Origin of the sequence: Haloterrigena salifodinae, from assembly GCF_003977755.1 — an archaeon.
Lineage (GTDB): Archaea > Halobacteriota > Halobacteria > Halobacteriales > Natrialbaceae > Haloterrigena > Haloterrigena salifodinae.
On record NZ_RQWN01000005.1, the window covers coordinates 60,954 to 74,924 of the forward strand.

Below are 13,971 nucleotides of genomic sequence, written 5' to 3' on the forward strand. Positions count from 1 at the left end.
TCAACACACTAGCCAATCCCCAAATTCAATTATCGAGTCGAATGCGACAGCGTCGACGACCGAATTTCGACTTCTGGGAGCCGACCAACGAGCTCGCATTCATCGGGAGACGAGGACGAGACTATCCGGTACTCGGACATCGCACAGTCGGAGAATCCACTAGCCGAACCGTTCGATGCGAGCCCCTCTCGAATCACGGGGACCGATCACGATCGAGAACGGCCCGCGACCATGCCCGACGGTTCCGGAACCGGTGGGCTCGAGTAGCCCTGCACCGCCACGAGTTTCTGTTCGTTTCCTCTCGGCCCTCGTTAACGGGGGCACGGAACGACGTGCCAATGCGAGCCGATCGAGTCGCCTTACTCGGTCCGACCGACACCTCGAGTCGAGACCGAGCAGACGCCGAAGGCGATTGCGTGATCATCACTGATTGGTGGCCGTCCGTCTGATGACGGCCCAACTGAGTCACTCGTTCACAACCCCTTCCAATTAAAAAACTGATGTATAGGGAAGGAAAACAATTTGTTCTGCAAGCCTGTTTTCGAGCCGTAACCCCAAGGGTCTGACCCGGGAAGATGCCGTTCAAATTTTGCCGATTCTAGTCCAGTTTCGGAATCGAACGAGGCTCGGTTTGGACTAGTTCGTCGATCCTCCTCCACTAATCAAATAATTTATGTTATTGTCCTATCTTGTTTTTCTCTCTGACTCCTGGCTCCCATTCGTGGCTCTCCTTTATTCTCTGAGATGGTACTACAGTGGGCTAATTTGTGGACTCATACTCACAAATAAATCTGCTCCACGGCCGGTATCGGAGTCCCTCGAGTACAAATAAATGCCCTTATTTGTGAATGTGGGATAGATTGATGTGGTTCCGCTGAGAGCCACCCCGTATGGCCGACGACGAACGAGTCGCCGTCAAGACCTACGTGCCGCGGTACCAGAAAGAGCTCTGGGAAGCCCAGGCCGAGGAACTCGAGATGAGTCAAAGCGAGTTCGTCCGAACGATGGTACAGGCGGGGCGCACGTCTTACGAGATACCGACGGACGGGACGACCGAGCAGGGTGGCGACGACGGCGCCGCCGGTGGCGACGACTTCGCGGATCGAATTCTCGAGGTACTCCAGCGTCGCGGCGTCCTCGACTGGGACGAACTCGTCGACGCCTTAGTCGACGACATCGAGGCCGACCTCGACGCAGAACTCCAGCGGTTGCAGGACGAAAACCAGATCCGCTACAGCGGCCGCGACGGCGGCTACGTGGTGACCGACGATGAGTGAGGGCCGTCAGGAACCGAACACGGTCGAATACTTCCTGCAGGACATCGAGCACCACGGTCGAAACGAACGGACCGCAGCGGCCTACGAACGGGTCCTCTCGGACTACGAAGCGTTCCTTACCGAGCGGTTCGAGAAGACGCCGCCGGAGGCGAGCTACCGGGACTGCATGGCCTGGGTTCACGAACTCCGAGCCACGCACTCCGAAAGCACCGTCGCGACGTACGCTTCGTATCTCAACCGGTTCTACAGCTACCTCGAGCGGGTCGGACACACCGACGAGAACCCGATGACGGTCGTCTTAGAGGAGATGAACGAGTCGATCGAGTCGAACCCGACCCGACGGGACGTAACGCTGCCCGAGATGCGATCGTTCGTCGGAGAGATTCGCCACCCGCTACATCGGGCTATCGTAACGACGCTGCTGAAGACCGGGATCAGGGCTGGAGAGCTCTGTAACCTGGACCTGATCGACCTCCACCTTGACCACGAGGCCCAGACTTGGCAGCCGCGGGCCCACATCGCCGGCCGCCCGGATTCGCTGTTTATCGCGACCGAACACACCTACGGACGCGAATCCGGCGGCGAACGCCGGACGGCATCGAACAAACGGAAACGCGAGACCGTCGTCCCGATCGACGAAGAATTGAAGGAGGTGTTGATCCGGTGGCTCGCCGTGCGTCCGGATACGCCCTCGAGTGCACCGTCAGCCCCCGCTACGGGGCCGCTGTTCGTCGGCACCGCCGACAGCTGGGGCGAGCGACTCACGCCGGATATCGTCCACCACGTGGTCGAAGGCTATGCGAGGGACCGCGGCTGGTACCGCACCGGCGGCGGCGCCGCGGAGAACGTGACGCCCCACTACTTCCGGCACTTCTTCACGACCCACCTCCGTGATCGGACGGGCGACCGCGGGATCGTCCAGTACCTCCGGGGCGATGTCGCCAGCGACGTGATCGATACCTACACCCATAACTGGGGCGACCGGGTCCGGGAAACCTACCTCGAGCATATCTACTCCGTGACGCCCTGAAATCGCTCGTCTCGCAGCGGTGACTAGTTATCGTGCCGATGACCCGCTGACGGTTGCTACCGGCGAATCTCGTCATACTGCTCGAGATATTGATTGAGATTTACTACTATAGTAGTTGTCTATACTGTCTGGAATCGGTCTGATGAACTGTATGTAGCTATATCTAATCAGAGCTAATCGAAACCGAACCTTCGACCCCAATATTCGGAAAATCGGACGCTAGAGAGCAATACGCGGCCGTCCGTCTCGAGAAGCAGCCGTCGAGTCAGGTCTCGACCGCAAGTTCCGTCTTCAGGTCGGCTCCGTTCAACAGCGCTCGAACGGCCGCCGCGGTGTCGGTTACTTCTGGTTTCGTCTCGAGCAGGACGGTCTCACTGGGGAACAGCTGTTCGCCCAGTAGGAGTCCGTGCTCCCGAGCCGTCGACCCCGTCACGGTCAGGTAGACCCCGAGTCCGGTGTCGGCGATCGCGGCTTCCTCCTCGTGGCCCTCCGCGGGATACTCGAAACCGACATCGTCGAGGGTACGGGTGCCGAGGACGGCCTGGACGAGTCGCTCGTACCGCGGTTCGATACACAGCGGTCCCTCGTAGGACTCGAGGAACGACCGGTCGAGCGACTCGCCCGACGGGGCGACATCGGGTGTGGCCATCAGCGTGTGGTAGACGGTATCGCCGAGGCCGGTGACCACGCGGACGTCCGTGTCCGCGGGGTCGATCCGGGCGTTGATATCGGCGATCCGATCCAGCGGCTCCGGGCGGAGTTCGACGACCTCCTCGAGAATGAGATCAGCGCTGTCGAACCCGAGCGCGAACTCGTGGGTCCGCAGCGCTCGAAACGGTTCCTCGCGGCCAATCAACTGGATGGCCGCGTCGTCGGGGACGCCGTCGACGCCCTCGAGCGGGATCGTGACGCTGTCGAAGACGATCCGGCGGGGTTTCCCGGCGCGGTCGTCGCGCAACAGGGTGTACTCCGGTTCGGTGGGATCGTCGACGGCGCTGTAGTCGGCGAGACGATGGTACACGTGTTCTTCGGCGCCGGGTTCAGAATCGACCGTTCCCTTCGTGACCGCCTTCTCGTGGCGGAGCGTCGACGTGATGTCGTCCGCGAGCTCCGGGACGTCGAGTCGACGCGCGAGTCGGTCCAGCACCGACTCGAGGGGTCGTCCTTTCCGTGGCACTGCGATCGGGATCGTCTCGCCCATCGCTCCGTTCTCGACCGTCGACGGATAAACGAGTTGCGTTTCCAGCAGAACGTCGAACCCGGGTTACTCGGAGAACATCGAGCCGAGCTGGTCGCGCCAGTCCTGAATGTCCGTGACCTCGGCGCGGACGTCCTCGATGTCGTCTTCGAGGTCGTCGACCTCGCCCTCGAGATCGCCGACGTTGTCGGCGACCTCATCGAGATCGTCCGAAACGTCCTCGACGTCCGCTTCGACTGTTCCGACGTCTCTCTCGAGTTCGGTCACGTCGGTCGAGAGCTCGTCGACGTCTCCGTCGACGGCCGCAACGTCGTCCTCGAGGTCACCAACCTCGCTCTCGACAGTCGTAACGTCCTCGGAGACCGCGTCGAGATCGGTCTCGACGTCGTCGAGCCGTCCCTCGTTGTCCTCGACCCGAGTATCCATCGCGTCGAACTCGTCTTCGAGCGCCGCGAGATCCGACTGAAGCTCCTCGATGAGTTCCTCGCCGGTACCGTTCTCCTCGAGGAACGATTCCAGGGCGTCGGCATAGGCGAGAACCTCCTCGACGCGCGACTGGAGATGGTCGACCTTCGCGATCTCCGGGCCCGACGGCTCGAGGTCGAGCGCGGAGCGAAGGGCCGCCAGATCGTCGTCCTCGAGTTCGTCCTCGCGAATCTCGGTTGCGAGGCGGGCGCCGATCGATCCCTCGACGGGTGCGACGGACTCGGGTTCCGCGTCGTCGGCGTCCGCTGTCGACGTCGGTGCGGGGGCCGGCTCGGCGTCGGATTCGCTCGCTTCCGCCTCGTCGTCCTTGAACGAGGTCGCCGCGTCGTCGGTTTCGTTCGACCCCACCTCGAGTGCGTCCTCGTCGTCGACCTCGTCAGTAGTCTGGGCGTCCGTTTCGTCGCCCTCGTCGTCGACCTCGTCAGTAGTCTGGGCGTCCGTTTCGTCGCCCTCGTCGTCGGTCACGTTCGGCTCGGAAGCGTCGGCGTCCGTGTCGGCCACGGCAGACTCGGGAGCGCCGTCATCCGTCTCGGCGGTGTCCTCGTCGGCCCCGTCGGCTCCGAGGTCGATCTCCGGCGCGTCGGCATCGTCGTCCGCCTCATCGGTGCCGGCCGCGGCGGCCTCGAGATCGAGTTCGATCTCAGGTTCGTCGGCGTCGCCGTCGTCTTCGTCCGCTGCAGGCCCCTCGTCGCTCTTGTCAGTCTCGTCGGTACCGAGGTCGATTTCGACGCCCTCGTCCTCGTCGGCCTCGTCGTCGGTATCCACAGCCGTCTCTTCGGTACCGGGAATCTCCTCTTCCCCGAAGCCGAGGTCGATATCCGGCGCGTCCTCGGCGTCGTCCTCATCGACGACCGAGTCGTCGGGTTCGGGATCAACGTCGTCGAGGTTCAGATCGAGGCCGGACGACTCGTCGACGGAGTCGTCTTCGGGGGTCTCGTCCTCGACGTCGTCAGCACCGTCTTCCTCGGCCTCGGCGGCATCGGCCTCGGTATCGTCGGTCTCAGCGTCCGCGGCGTCGTCCGCCTCGAGGCCGGGTACCGCCTCCGAGTCGCCGGCGATCATGTCCTTGACGGGTTGATTCCGGTCTTCGGAGACGATGTTGCCGATGACGTCGTCGTCGACTTCCTCGGCCTCGGAGTCACTCTCGGCGTCGGAGCTGACCTCGACGAGTTCCGGCTTCGTCAGGAACTCGGCGGCCTCGCTCTCGTCTTCGATTCGGATGCCGTAGACCGTTACGAGCTGTTCGTTCGCGTCGAGGCTGCCGGTGAACTCGACGTGGTTGTCCTGGAACGCGGTCCAGTCGTCGCTGTGATACTCGGGGTGAAACCCGACCTTGTCCATCGGGAACGATTCCGGGATCTCCTCGGAGAGACGAAACTCGACCTGATCCTCGCGCTCCGATTCGATCTCGAACCGGATGGCAGGGACGGGAAACTCGTCCGCCGCAAACGTCTTCCGAACGGACAACCCGTCGGCGCTGACTTCGACTTCGTCGTCCGTGTCGGCGGTGCTACTCATGAGGCCAACGTTACCACAGCATTACTATAAATGATACGGACAATATCAGATCTGGTTCACGAATTCAGCGCCCGGCGACGACGATCTAGAGATCGAGCCGATCGCCGATTTCGACGATCTCCAGTTCTCGCGGGTAGTCGAAGCTCTTGGCGTGGTGGTGGAGGACTTTCGGGTCGGAGGTGAGTCGCTTCCACATGTCCCAGTGACTCGGCAGCAGTCGATCGAGTTCGAGCGCCTCGGCGGCCTCGACGATCTGGTTCTCGTCGTTGTACCAGCGCGTCCGCTTGGGCTCGCCGGTCTCCTTGTCGGGGATCATTCCGACGGTGCCGAACGCGAGGATCCCGAGGTCGATGTCATACTCCTCGCCGAGTCGCTCGAACTCGTCGCTCGGCTTCGTATCACCGCCGTGGAAGATCGTTCCGGCCTCGTGTTCGAAGACGTAGCTGACCGGCTGGGTCGAGTCGGGGTCGTGGGCCGCCTCGACGTGGACCGTGAACTCGCCGATCTCGATCGTGTCGCCCTCGCTCACGTCAACGAACTGGTCGTCGTCGAGTTCCCACTCGTCGGTCCAGTTCTCCTCGCGAGTCACCGCGAGGCTGTCGTCGGGCGCGTATAACGGCGAGCCAGTCGACTCGAGGATCGGCGCCTGGCTCTCGCCGTGAACGTGGTCGGAGTGTTCGTGGGTCGCGAGCACGGCGTCGGCCTCGGTGACGTCTTCGGGGTCGAACGGGACGGGGATCATCCGGATCGTCCGCGGCGGCGTGCCCAGCCCGAGGTACGGATCGATGTAGATCGTCGTCCCCTCGCGTCCCTTGAGGACGAAGCCGTTGCAGCCGAGATACCAGATCCCGACGCTATCGGGCGAGGCGTCTTCGATGTCGCGGACGAGCCAGTCTCCCCAATCGCTTTGGACCATGTGCCAGGGTGGGAGGACCGACTGGGTAAGTGTTATTGTCTCGATGGACGCGAGCCGACGCGAGTCTAACGGGGAGCGGAAGCCGGAAACGAAGAGTAATCGGTGGTGTCGCGATCGAGACGTGACGGTTGATGCGGGCTATTAGGCTGGCGTGAGACGTTCGACCGACTCGAGGATGCCGTCGATGGAGCAGATTCGCTACAGCGGAATCTCGAACGCGTCGGCCGCGTCGGTCACGTCCCGGCCGTCGAGTCGCGAGCCCAGCAGCTGTCGCATGAGCACGACGAGCCCGTTCCCCGGCCCCTCGCCGAGGATCGCCGTCTCGTCGTACTCGTCGCCGCCGGCCGGCGTTCCGAAGGTTCCGAGCATCACCGCCTCGCGATCGGCGAACACGAGCCGACCGACCGATTCGCCGTTCGCCGGCAGGTCGAGCCAGTCGAGCTGGGGTTCCCAGAGGGTCGCCTCCGGCGCCCGTTCGCGAACGAGTTCGCGCACGCGCGGGTCTTGCGAGCCGACGTAGACGTCGACGCCCCGGTCGATCGCGTCCTCGACCCGACGGATGCAGCCCTCTTCGAGCAGCCCCGTCGTCGTGAACATCATGAACAGTTCGTCGTCGGCCCGCTCGCACAGCGACTGGCCGGTCGCGATGATCCGATCGCGACCTTCGAGCGTGCGAACGCCCTCGTCGGTCGCCGATCGGTCGTCATCGGCGTCGCGGTCGTCCGCAGTCTCGCCGGCGCCGTCGTCTCGGGCCTCGAGCCACTCGATGCGGAGGTCCGGGTGGCCCTCGTAGGAGACGGTCTCGCTCTCGCCGTCGTAGCCGATCAGCCCGGCGTCGTTCAGCAGCGGGAGGTGGACGTGGCGCAGCGAGAGTCGAACCTTGTCGACGCGCTCCTGGGACACCTCGCGCTCGGCCGTCCCGCCCTCGCGGGCCGCGACGTCCCGAGCGAGCGTCTCGGCCGTGATCGGGTGGTACTGGTTGGCCAGCACGGTAAGGATCGTCCGTCGTCGCGCATCGGCGAGCGCGGCGAACAGCCCGTCGAGGTCGGTCTCGTAATCGGTCCTTTCGCGCCCGAGGAGGGCCACGAGTTCAGCGTCGTCGAACAGCGGGTGGTCGGCCGCGACGAGTCGGTCGTCGCCCGTCTCGACGAGGACGCCGGCCTCGAGTAGGGCGGGCAGGACGCGGTGGGTACAGTCGAGGCGCGCGCGTCGGTGGTCGTCCTCGGAGACTTCCGCGAGCGGTTTATCGTCGGTTACCGCCGCAAGCTCGTAGGCAAGATCCGTTTTCGCGATTCCGTCCGGCGATCGCTCGCGGACGATCCGAAGGGCTTCGCGACGGGTTCCGTCCGCAAGCGCGTCGAAAACCTCGTCTTGAGATATCGATCGGCTGCTGACACCAGGATTACTCATCAACTACTGGTCTGTGTTAGTGGGGCTAAAGAACTGCTCCAAACCACTTTGGAATCAGTGCGAGATTACCCATATTTTACTGAATATCTCCGCTAGAAGTCTAAATTCCCGTTAATAGTAGTACGGTATTTCGATATCGGCTCCATAATAGGATGTTTGTTACTGTATGTCCCCCCTTGCGGGACTATCGTGAACGGACTGTTTCATCGGTAATTACCCAATCTCGCCTGCGACCGACTGCCACGTGAGACGCCGTCGAGTGCCGGGATAACGTTGACGACGCTTTCTCGCGGGAACATATATTGCATGTCAAACGGCCAATTGGATGCCGGATTCCGACGACGAAACGTCTTAGAAACGATCGGCGGCACGGCCGCTATCGCGTTGCTCGGTACGGGTGCGACGACGGTATCGGCGGCCGCGGACGACGATGAGGCAGCCGTAACCGGGGGTTATCCGCGATATCGACTGCCCGACCTCCCGTACGCGTACGACGCGCTCGAGCCGCACATCGACGAGCGGATTATGGAACTCCACCACAGTGAACACCACCAGTCGTACGTCGACAGCACGAACGCAGCACTCGAGGCGTTCGAATCGATGCGATCGTCCGGCGAGTTCGACGGTATCCGGGCCGCGAAGCGCGACTTCTCGTTCAACCTCTCCGGCCACGTCAACCACACCGTCTTCTGGGAAAGCATGAGCCCCGACGGCGGCGGCGATCCCGAGGGCGACCTTGCGGCGGCGCTCGAGTCGCAGTTCGGCTCGTTCGAGGCGTTCCAGGCGGAGTTCGCCGCGACCGCGAACGCGGTCGAGGGCGACGGCTGGGCGATGCTCTTCTACGAACCGCTGGCCGGCGCGCTCGTCGTCGGACAGGTCGAGGACCAGAACGAACTCGCCCACCAGCGCGCGGTGCCGATCCTCGCGCTCGACGTTTGGGAGCACGCCTATTACCTCCAGTACGAGAACGATCGCGAGGCCTACGTCGAGGCGTGGTGGAACGTCGTCGACTGGGGCGGCGTCGGGAAGCGATACGAACTGCTCACGGAGACGGCCGGGGCCGAACTCGAGGCTGATGGGGTGTGATCTAGCTGAAGAGCGGAGAATCGAAAAACGGGACTAAGACCGCCTACCAGGTTCCGTGGAACGTGTCGAAGGAGAGGTCCTCGAGGGACTTGTTGCCGACGGCAATCTCGTATTCGCCGGGCGTGAGCATCGGCTTGTGGAACTGCGGGCCGTCGTCGGTCGTGATCCGCGGACAGCCCGTGTTAACGAACGCGTCCATGTCGAAGTTGCGCAGGCGGTCCGGCGTCACCTCGTCCATCGTGATGAGGTAGGCGTCGTCGTTGTCCGCGAGGATCTCCTGGGCCTGTTCCCAGCGGCCCTGGCCGATCTTGGTACAGAAGATGACGCCCCACTTCTCGGCGTCCATCGCGCGGTGGACGGCACCGTACCGTTGCTTCATGAACTTCTCGGTATCGGCGACGGTGACGACGTTGTTGACGGGGTCGGCGATGACGACGTGTTTCTCGGGGTACTCCATCGCCAGGCCGAGCGGGTGGAACTTTCCGCCGCCGACGTAGAGGACCTGATCCGCTGGCACGTCCGCACTCGCGTAGTTACAACCGAGCACCTGCCCCTCGTGGGTCAGCCGCTCGTCGCCGCGACGGCTGTGGACGTCGTAGCCTCGCTCCTCGAGGAACTCGCTCATCTCCTCGTAGCGGTTCATGTGCTGGGCCGTTGTCACGAGGCCGACGTCTTCGGTCTCCTCGGGCGGCTCCAGAGTGTCGAGGGCCTCCTCCATGATCGGCGTGACCTCGACGTTCGAGAACAGCGGCACGTAGATCACCTTGTCCGTGTTCTTCATCGGCGAGTGGCCGAAGTGGACGAACACGTCGGTGCGCTTCATCAGATAGGTGTCGAGGTCGCAGGCGCCGTAACAGGGCTGGCCCGAGAGCATGAACGTCACGTCGTCGTCGGACAGTTCGCGGAGGTCGTCGGCGACGGCCGGGCCGCGCCGTTTCAGTCCCTCCGGGAACTGCAGGCCGACCTTCTTGGCGTCGCGCTCCTCGATGGCGTCGACGATCTGCTCGAGTTCGTAGTCCCACTCGCGGTCGTGTTTGAGCTGCATTCCGGTGTTCCGGAGGTCCCCCTCGGTGTACTCCGACTCCTGACTCATTATCCGTCATAGCGGCCACGGACGTAAAACGGCCGCGCTTTTCGACCCGTCGTCGAACGGCCCCGAGCGGGGTCCGTTGGCAGCGATACTGAGATAGTGTATGGTGGTGCGTGCACGTTCCCGTGCGGGCGCGTGAAAGAGAAAATCAGTTGCGATCGGTGGCGCCGATGTGCCCTCAGAACCCCGCAGAAACGGATTGGTTTCGCGACCCAACAGTCATAGTACTGGAGTATAAACGGAAAGCTAATGTCAGCGGAACAGTCTCCAGACGGATTTCTCTTCGACCTCTACCGTCGGTACATCGGCGAACCGGAGGATCGAACCGACGTCTATGTCGGCTTCGGTCTGTTTCTCGGCGGCATCGGCCTGGCAAGCATCGCGCTGTTGCTCTTCTTGTGGAGCAGTACGTTCGAAGCCCGCAGCGCGGCCCACATAACGTGGGCCGAACCCGCGTACGGTATCGTCATGATCGCACTCCCGCTTCTCATGCTGGGAATCGTGGTCCTGTTACCCTCCGAGCGCCGGGTGCTGTACACGTCGATAGCGGGCGTTATCATCACGCTCGTGGCCGTCGGCGGCTTTCTGTACGCCTATCCCGACGACTGGAACGGCTACGGAGCCGACTACACGGCGCAGGTCGTCGCGCTCTACGCGATCGGTCTCGCCGGCCTGACGGCGTCGACCGGCGCGGCGCTGATCGCCCACTACCTCGATATGGCCCGGCGCGTCGAGGCCGTCGAAACTGACGACGAGGACGAGGAAGACGAACTCACCGATGCCGACGTTCGGGGCGACATCGACGAGGCGATGGAGGACGTCGAACTCTCCTGGGGCGGCGTCCAGAAGACCGAACACAAGCGTCTGAGCTTCTCCGAGGACGAGTTGGACGAGGTCTCGATCGACGCCGACGCCGGGACGAAGACGACTCGTTCGACCGGTGTCGACGCGCAGGTCGCCGGGCTCAAGGGACTGAAAGGCGGCGAGACGAAGACGACCACCTCGCAATCGACGGTCGACGATCAGACGGCGAAACTGAGGGAACTCCGCGAGCAGCAGCGGGCCGAGGAGATGGCGACGGCCGACGACGACGGCTCGCCGCTGTCCGGCCTGCTCAACCGATTGCGTCAACTGCTGGGTCGGGAGTAATCCTTCGCTACCCAAAGTTAAAATATTCTTACTACCACGTAGTTTGAGATGTAAGGAATTCACATAGATTTATAATCCGTGGGCCACCTTGGCCAACTATGGCGAAAGGCCTAGACGTTGGAACGATGAACATCCTGTCAGCACAACAGGATGGGAACGATACGGTATTCGTGCAGCAGCGCAACTCCTTCGTGGAAATCGAGTACTCGGATATGGCCGAGCAAATGCTCTCGCGGAGCGAAGTTCTCCATATCCGGAAGGATGACAAGGTGTACGTCGTCGGCGACGACGCACTCAATTTCGCGAACATTTTCAACAAGGAAACTCGTCGACCGATGAAACACGGGATCCTCTCGAACGACGAGAAGAGCGCGATCCCGATGATGAAGCTCATCATCGAGCAGGTCGTCGGCGAGCCCGCGTATCCGGACGAGAAGCTCTACTTCTCTTCCCCGGCTGATCCGATCGACTCGGATCTCTCGACGCTGTACCACCAGAAGACGATCGAGTCGTTCCTCGACGACATGGGATACGACTCCGAACCGATCAACGAAGGGATGTCCGTCATCTACAGCGAACTCGCGGACAACAACTTCACCGGGCTGGGCATCAGCTTCGGCGCCGGCATGACGAACGTCTGTCTGGCCTACTACGCGGTGCCCGTCATGAAGTTCTCCGTCGCCCGCGGCGGCGACTGGGTCGACGAGCAGGCCGCCCGCGCGACGGGCACGCCCGTCGACAAGGTTACCTCCATCAAGGAGGACGACTTCGAACTCGACTTCACGACCGATGTCGGCGGCGTCGAGGGCGCACTCTCGATCTATTACGAGAACCTACTCGACTACGTCATCGAGAACATCGTCAAGGAAGTCGACGAGGAGGACGTCGAGGAAGGGCTGGACGTCCCCGTCGTCGTCACCGGCGGCACCTCGAGCCCCAGCGGCTTCGAGGCGCTGTTCCGTGACCACTTGGAGGACGCCAACATTCCGTTCTCGATTAGCGGCGTCACGCACGCGAACGAACCCCTCTACAGCGTCGCACGCGGTGGCCTCGTCGCCGCCCGATCCGACGAGGACGTCGACCACGAAGCCGACGACGTCGAAGCGGAAGCCGAAGCCGAATAACTCGTCTCCGTTCTTTCCGTTCGATTCTTCCCCCAGAGCCCGTCGTCTCGACGCACTCGGCTCGAGTTCGACGGCCCCCTACCGGCGGTTAGCTCTCGTAAAACCGGTTGAACGCGTCGCGCCAGGATTCCGGCTCCTCCCCCTCACGGATATGCTCGACAGGGATGTCCGCGAATCCACAGTGGGGACACATGGTCGTCGAGACGTCGCCCAACGAAAGTTCCTCGAGCGAGCCCTGACACCGTGGACAGTTCATATCCGACTCACTCACACGGACTCTCCTTAACTCTATTCGAAACTATCACGAAAAAGTACATTTTCGACCGTCGGAAGCGCCGGCTCGTCGCCGAGCGGACGGACGTTATATTACTACTGAACATTTACAAAGGTTTTTGTATGCAACTAGTGTATCCCCTCGCAATGAGCACGTCATCGTCTCCCGAACTCGAATCGACGATCGACCGCTGTCGACCCGCCGACGCCACCCCCGTCACGATCGAGGCCGAGTCGCTGGAGTCGACGGCACCGGAGTACCTGCGCGATCTGAAACGCGAACTCACCGACGAGGCCCTAGTTCCGGCCCGCCTCTCCGTCGACGCCTGTTTCGACGAGGACTGCTCGCTGGCGACCCAGGACGAGATTGATCGCGTGCGCGGCTACGTGCGGGCGGGCTCGTTCCTTGGCGTCGGGAGCGTAACGGTTCGCATCGACGACGTCGCCGATCCGGCGAAGGTCCGCCCCGCACTCGCGGCGTGTGCCGAACGGGCCGAACGCGAGGGGCTCGCACTCGAACTCGAGGGGCCTATTACGATCGACGCCTAACGCGTCGGCATGTCAGGGCCGTCGCGGCGCACGCTCGCTCGAGCGCTCGAAGCGCTCGCCGATTTTGCCGATCCGTCACCCTCCCTCGAGCAGTATCTCACGCCGCCGGAGATCGCCGCCCACATCGCCCACCAGGCGCGGATGCAGGGCGACCTCGAGGGGTGGACCGTCGATCTCGGGACCGGAACCGGGATGCTCGCGATCGCCGCCTCGCTGGCCGGCGCCGAGGGCGTCGTCGGGATCGACGTCGACCCCGAGGCCCTCGCGCTGGCCCGGACCAACGCCGCCCGGATCGACGAGGCGGGTAGCGACGGCCCGCTCGAGTGGGTCCGCGGCGACGCTGCCGAACCGCCGCTGTCGCCGCCCGTCGACGGCGACGTCACTGTCCTCTCGAACCCGCCCTTCGGCGCCCAGCGCGGGAACCGCCACGCCGACCGCGAGTTCCTCGAGACCGCCCGCTCGATCGCAAGCGTCTCCTATACGATCCACAACGAAGGGAGCCAGGCGTTCGTCGAGTCGTACGCGGCCGACGCCGGCGCCGACGTGACCCACGCGTTCCGTGCCGAGTTCCCGATCGCGAAACGGTTCGAGTTTCACACCGAGGCGGAGACGACGCTCGAGGCGGAAGTGTTCCGGATCGAGTGGTAAGTGGCTGATTCGTAACGGGAGATATTCGCGTCTGTACTGAAGCCGTATGTTCAGCAGAGAACACTGAACAGAAGCGTTCTGCTATCGTGGCAACAGGGAGTTGCCACGCCCTCCCCACCCGATTTGCTCGTTTCATCTGCTCACGGGCGCTTCGCGCCCGTTCGCATGGTCTGCGGGACCTTCGGTCCCGCACTACTCGCTCATCCACTGGAAGACG

13 protein-coding genes are annotated in these 13,971 nt (G+C 63.0%); 7 read left to right on the forward strand and 6 right to left on the reverse strand.

Going from position 1 to position 13,971, the window contains the following annotated elements; translation table 11 throughout:
• The first annotated feature begins 890 nt into the window (after positions 1-890).
• Together EH209_RS20475 and EH209_RS20480 are read left to right on the forward strand one after the other, a co-directional pair.
• Positions 891-1,277, forward strand: coding sequence for a DUF5805 domain-containing protein (locus EH209_RS20475; protein WP_126664670.1), 387 nt, complete (start codon positions 891-893; stop codon positions 1,275-1,277).
• Positions 1,270-2,307, forward strand: a complete 1,038-nt coding sequence (locus tag EH209_RS20480; RefSeq protein ID WP_126664671.1) for a tyrosine-type recombinase/integrase — start codon at positions 1,270-1,272, stop codon at positions 2,305-2,307. Before EH209_RS20475 ends, EH209_RS20480 begins: the two co-directional genes overlap by 8 nt.
• 265 nt (positions 2,308-2,572) lie before the next feature.
• On the opposite strand, the gene EH209_RS20485 is transcribed toward EH209_RS20480, so the two are convergent.
• From EH209_RS20485 to EH209_RS20500, 4 genes are all read right to left on the reverse strand, one after another.
• Entirely contained in the window at positions 2,573-3,508 is a 936-nt protein-coding gene (locus tag EH209_RS20485; RefSeq protein WP_126664672.1) for a hypothetical protein, read from the reverse strand.
• A 63-nt stretch (positions 3,509-3,571) separates the two neighbouring features.
• Complete coding sequence (locus tag EH209_RS20490; protein ID WP_126664673.1) at positions 3,572-5,509, reverse strand: AAA family ATPase; 1,938 nt, start codon at positions 5,507-5,509, stop codon at positions 3,572-3,574.
• A gap of 85 nt (positions 5,510-5,594) precedes the next feature.
• A complete protein-coding gene (locus EH209_RS20495) occupies positions 5,595-6,425 on the reverse strand; it encodes an MBL fold metallo-hydrolase (RefSeq protein WP_126664674.1) in 831 nt (276 codons plus the stop codon).
• A 198-nt stretch (positions 6,426-6,623) separates the two neighbouring features.
• Positions 6,624-7,835, reverse strand: a complete 1,212-nt coding sequence (locus EH209_RS20500; RefSeq protein WP_126664675.1) for a DUF7344 domain-containing protein — start codon at positions 7,833-7,835, stop codon at positions 6,624-6,626.
• A gap of 306 nt (positions 7,836-8,141) precedes the next feature.
• On the opposite strand from EH209_RS20500, the gene EH209_RS20505 reads away from it, so the two are divergent.
• On the forward strand, positions 8,142-8,921 hold the full coding sequence (locus EH209_RS20505) for a superoxide dismutase (RefSeq protein ID WP_126664676.1): 780 nt from the start codon (positions 8,142-8,144) through the stop codon (positions 8,919-8,921).
• 43 nt (positions 8,922-8,964) lie between these two features.
• Here EH209_RS20505 and dph2 read toward each other — a convergent pair whose 3' ends face one another.
• The gene (gene dph2, locus EH209_RS20510; RefSeq protein ID WP_126664677.1) at positions 8,965-10,014 is read right to left on the reverse strand and encodes a diphthamide biosynthesis enzyme Dph2; all 1,050 of its coding nucleotides are present in this window, start codon (positions 10,012-10,014) and stop codon (positions 8,965-8,967) included.
• 246 nt (positions 10,015-10,260) lie between these two features.
• Between dph2 and EH209_RS20515 the strand changes: the two genes are divergently transcribed.
• Both EH209_RS20515 and EH209_RS20520 read left to right on the forward strand, forming a co-directional pair.
• Positions 10,261-11,160, forward strand: coding sequence for a DUF7139 domain-containing protein (locus tag EH209_RS20515; RefSeq protein WP_126664678.1), 900 nt, complete (start codon positions 10,261-10,263; stop codon positions 11,158-11,160).
• A 98-nt stretch (positions 11,161-11,258) separates the two neighbouring features.
• Positions 11,259-12,284 carry a hypothetical protein gene (locus EH209_RS20520; RefSeq protein WP_126664679.1) on the forward strand — a complete coding sequence of 342 codons (1,026 nt, stop codon included), beginning with the start codon at positions 11,259-11,261 and terminating at the stop codon, positions 12,282-12,284.
• 88 nt (positions 12,285-12,372) lie between these two features.
• On the opposite strand, the gene EH209_RS20525 is transcribed toward EH209_RS20520, so the two are convergent.
• On the reverse strand, positions 12,373-12,540 hold the full coding sequence (locus EH209_RS20525) for a TFIIB-type zinc ribbon-containing protein (protein WP_008895321.1): 168 nt from the start codon (positions 12,538-12,540) through the stop codon (positions 12,373-12,375).
• Between the two features lie 164 nt (positions 12,541-12,704).
• Between EH209_RS20525 and EH209_RS20530 the strand changes: the two genes are divergently transcribed.
• The gene (locus EH209_RS20530; RefSeq protein ID WP_126664680.1) at positions 12,705-13,106 is read left to right on the forward strand and encodes a hypothetical protein; all 402 of its coding nucleotides are present in this window, start codon (positions 12,705-12,707) and stop codon (positions 13,104-13,106) included.
• Positions 13,107-13,115: 9 nt separating this feature from the next.
• Positions 13,116-13,754 (forward strand): METTL5 family protein, encoded by a 639-nt coding sequence (locus EH209_RS20535; RefSeq protein WP_126664681.1) that lies wholly within the window; start codon positions 13,116-13,118, stop codon positions 13,752-13,754.
• Positions 13,755-13,971: the final 217 nt, after the last annotated feature.

Excerpts from the sequence above, each read along its gene's own strand:
- EH209_RS20475 (WP_126664670.1), top strand. The coding sequence starts at position 891 with ATGGCCGACGACGAACGAGTCGCCGTCAAGACCTACGTGCCGCGGTAC.
- EH209_RS20480 (WP_126664671.1), top strand. The coding sequence starts at position 1,270 with ATGAGTGAGGGCCGTCAGGAACCGAACACGGTCGAATACTTCCTGCAG.
- EH209_RS20485 (WP_126664672.1), bottom strand. The coding sequence starts at position 3,508 with ATGGGCGAGACGATCCCGATCGCAGTGCCACGGAAAGGACGACCCCTC.
- EH209_RS20490 (WP_126664673.1), bottom strand. The coding sequence starts at position 5,509 with ATGAGTAGCACCGCCGACACGGACGACGAAGTCGAAGTCAGCGCCGAC.
- EH209_RS20495 (WP_126664674.1), bottom strand. The coding sequence starts at position 6,425 with ATGGTCCAAAGCGATTGGGGAGACTGGCTCGTCCGCGACATCGAAGAC.
- EH209_RS20500 (WP_126664675.1), bottom strand. The coding sequence starts at position 7,835 with ATGAGTAATCCTGGTGTCAGCAGCCGATCGATATCTCAAGACGAGGTT.
- EH209_RS20505 (WP_126664676.1), top strand. The coding sequence starts at position 8,142 with ATGTCAAACGGCCAATTGGATGCCGGATTCCGACGACGAAACGTCTTA.
- dph2 (WP_126664677.1), bottom strand. The coding sequence starts at position 10,014 with ATGAGTCAGGAGTCGGAGTACACCGAGGGGGACCTCCGGAACACCGGA.
- EH209_RS20515 (WP_126664678.1), top strand. The coding sequence starts at position 10,261 with ATGTCAGCGGAACAGTCTCCAGACGGATTTCTCTTCGACCTCTACCGT.
- EH209_RS20520 (WP_126664679.1), top strand. The coding sequence starts at position 11,259 with ATGGCGAAAGGCCTAGACGTTGGAACGATGAACATCCTGTCAGCACAA.
- EH209_RS20525 (WP_008895321.1), bottom strand. The coding sequence starts at position 12,540 with ATGAACTGTCCACGGTGTCAGGGCTCGCTCGAGGAACTTTCGTTGGGC.
- EH209_RS20530 (WP_126664680.1), top strand. The coding sequence starts at position 12,705 with ATGAGCACGTCATCGTCTCCCGAACTCGAATCGACGATCGACCGCTGT.
- EH209_RS20535 (WP_126664681.1), top strand. The coding sequence starts at position 13,116 with ATGTCAGGGCCGTCGCGGCGCACGCTCGCTCGAGCGCTCGAAGCGCTC.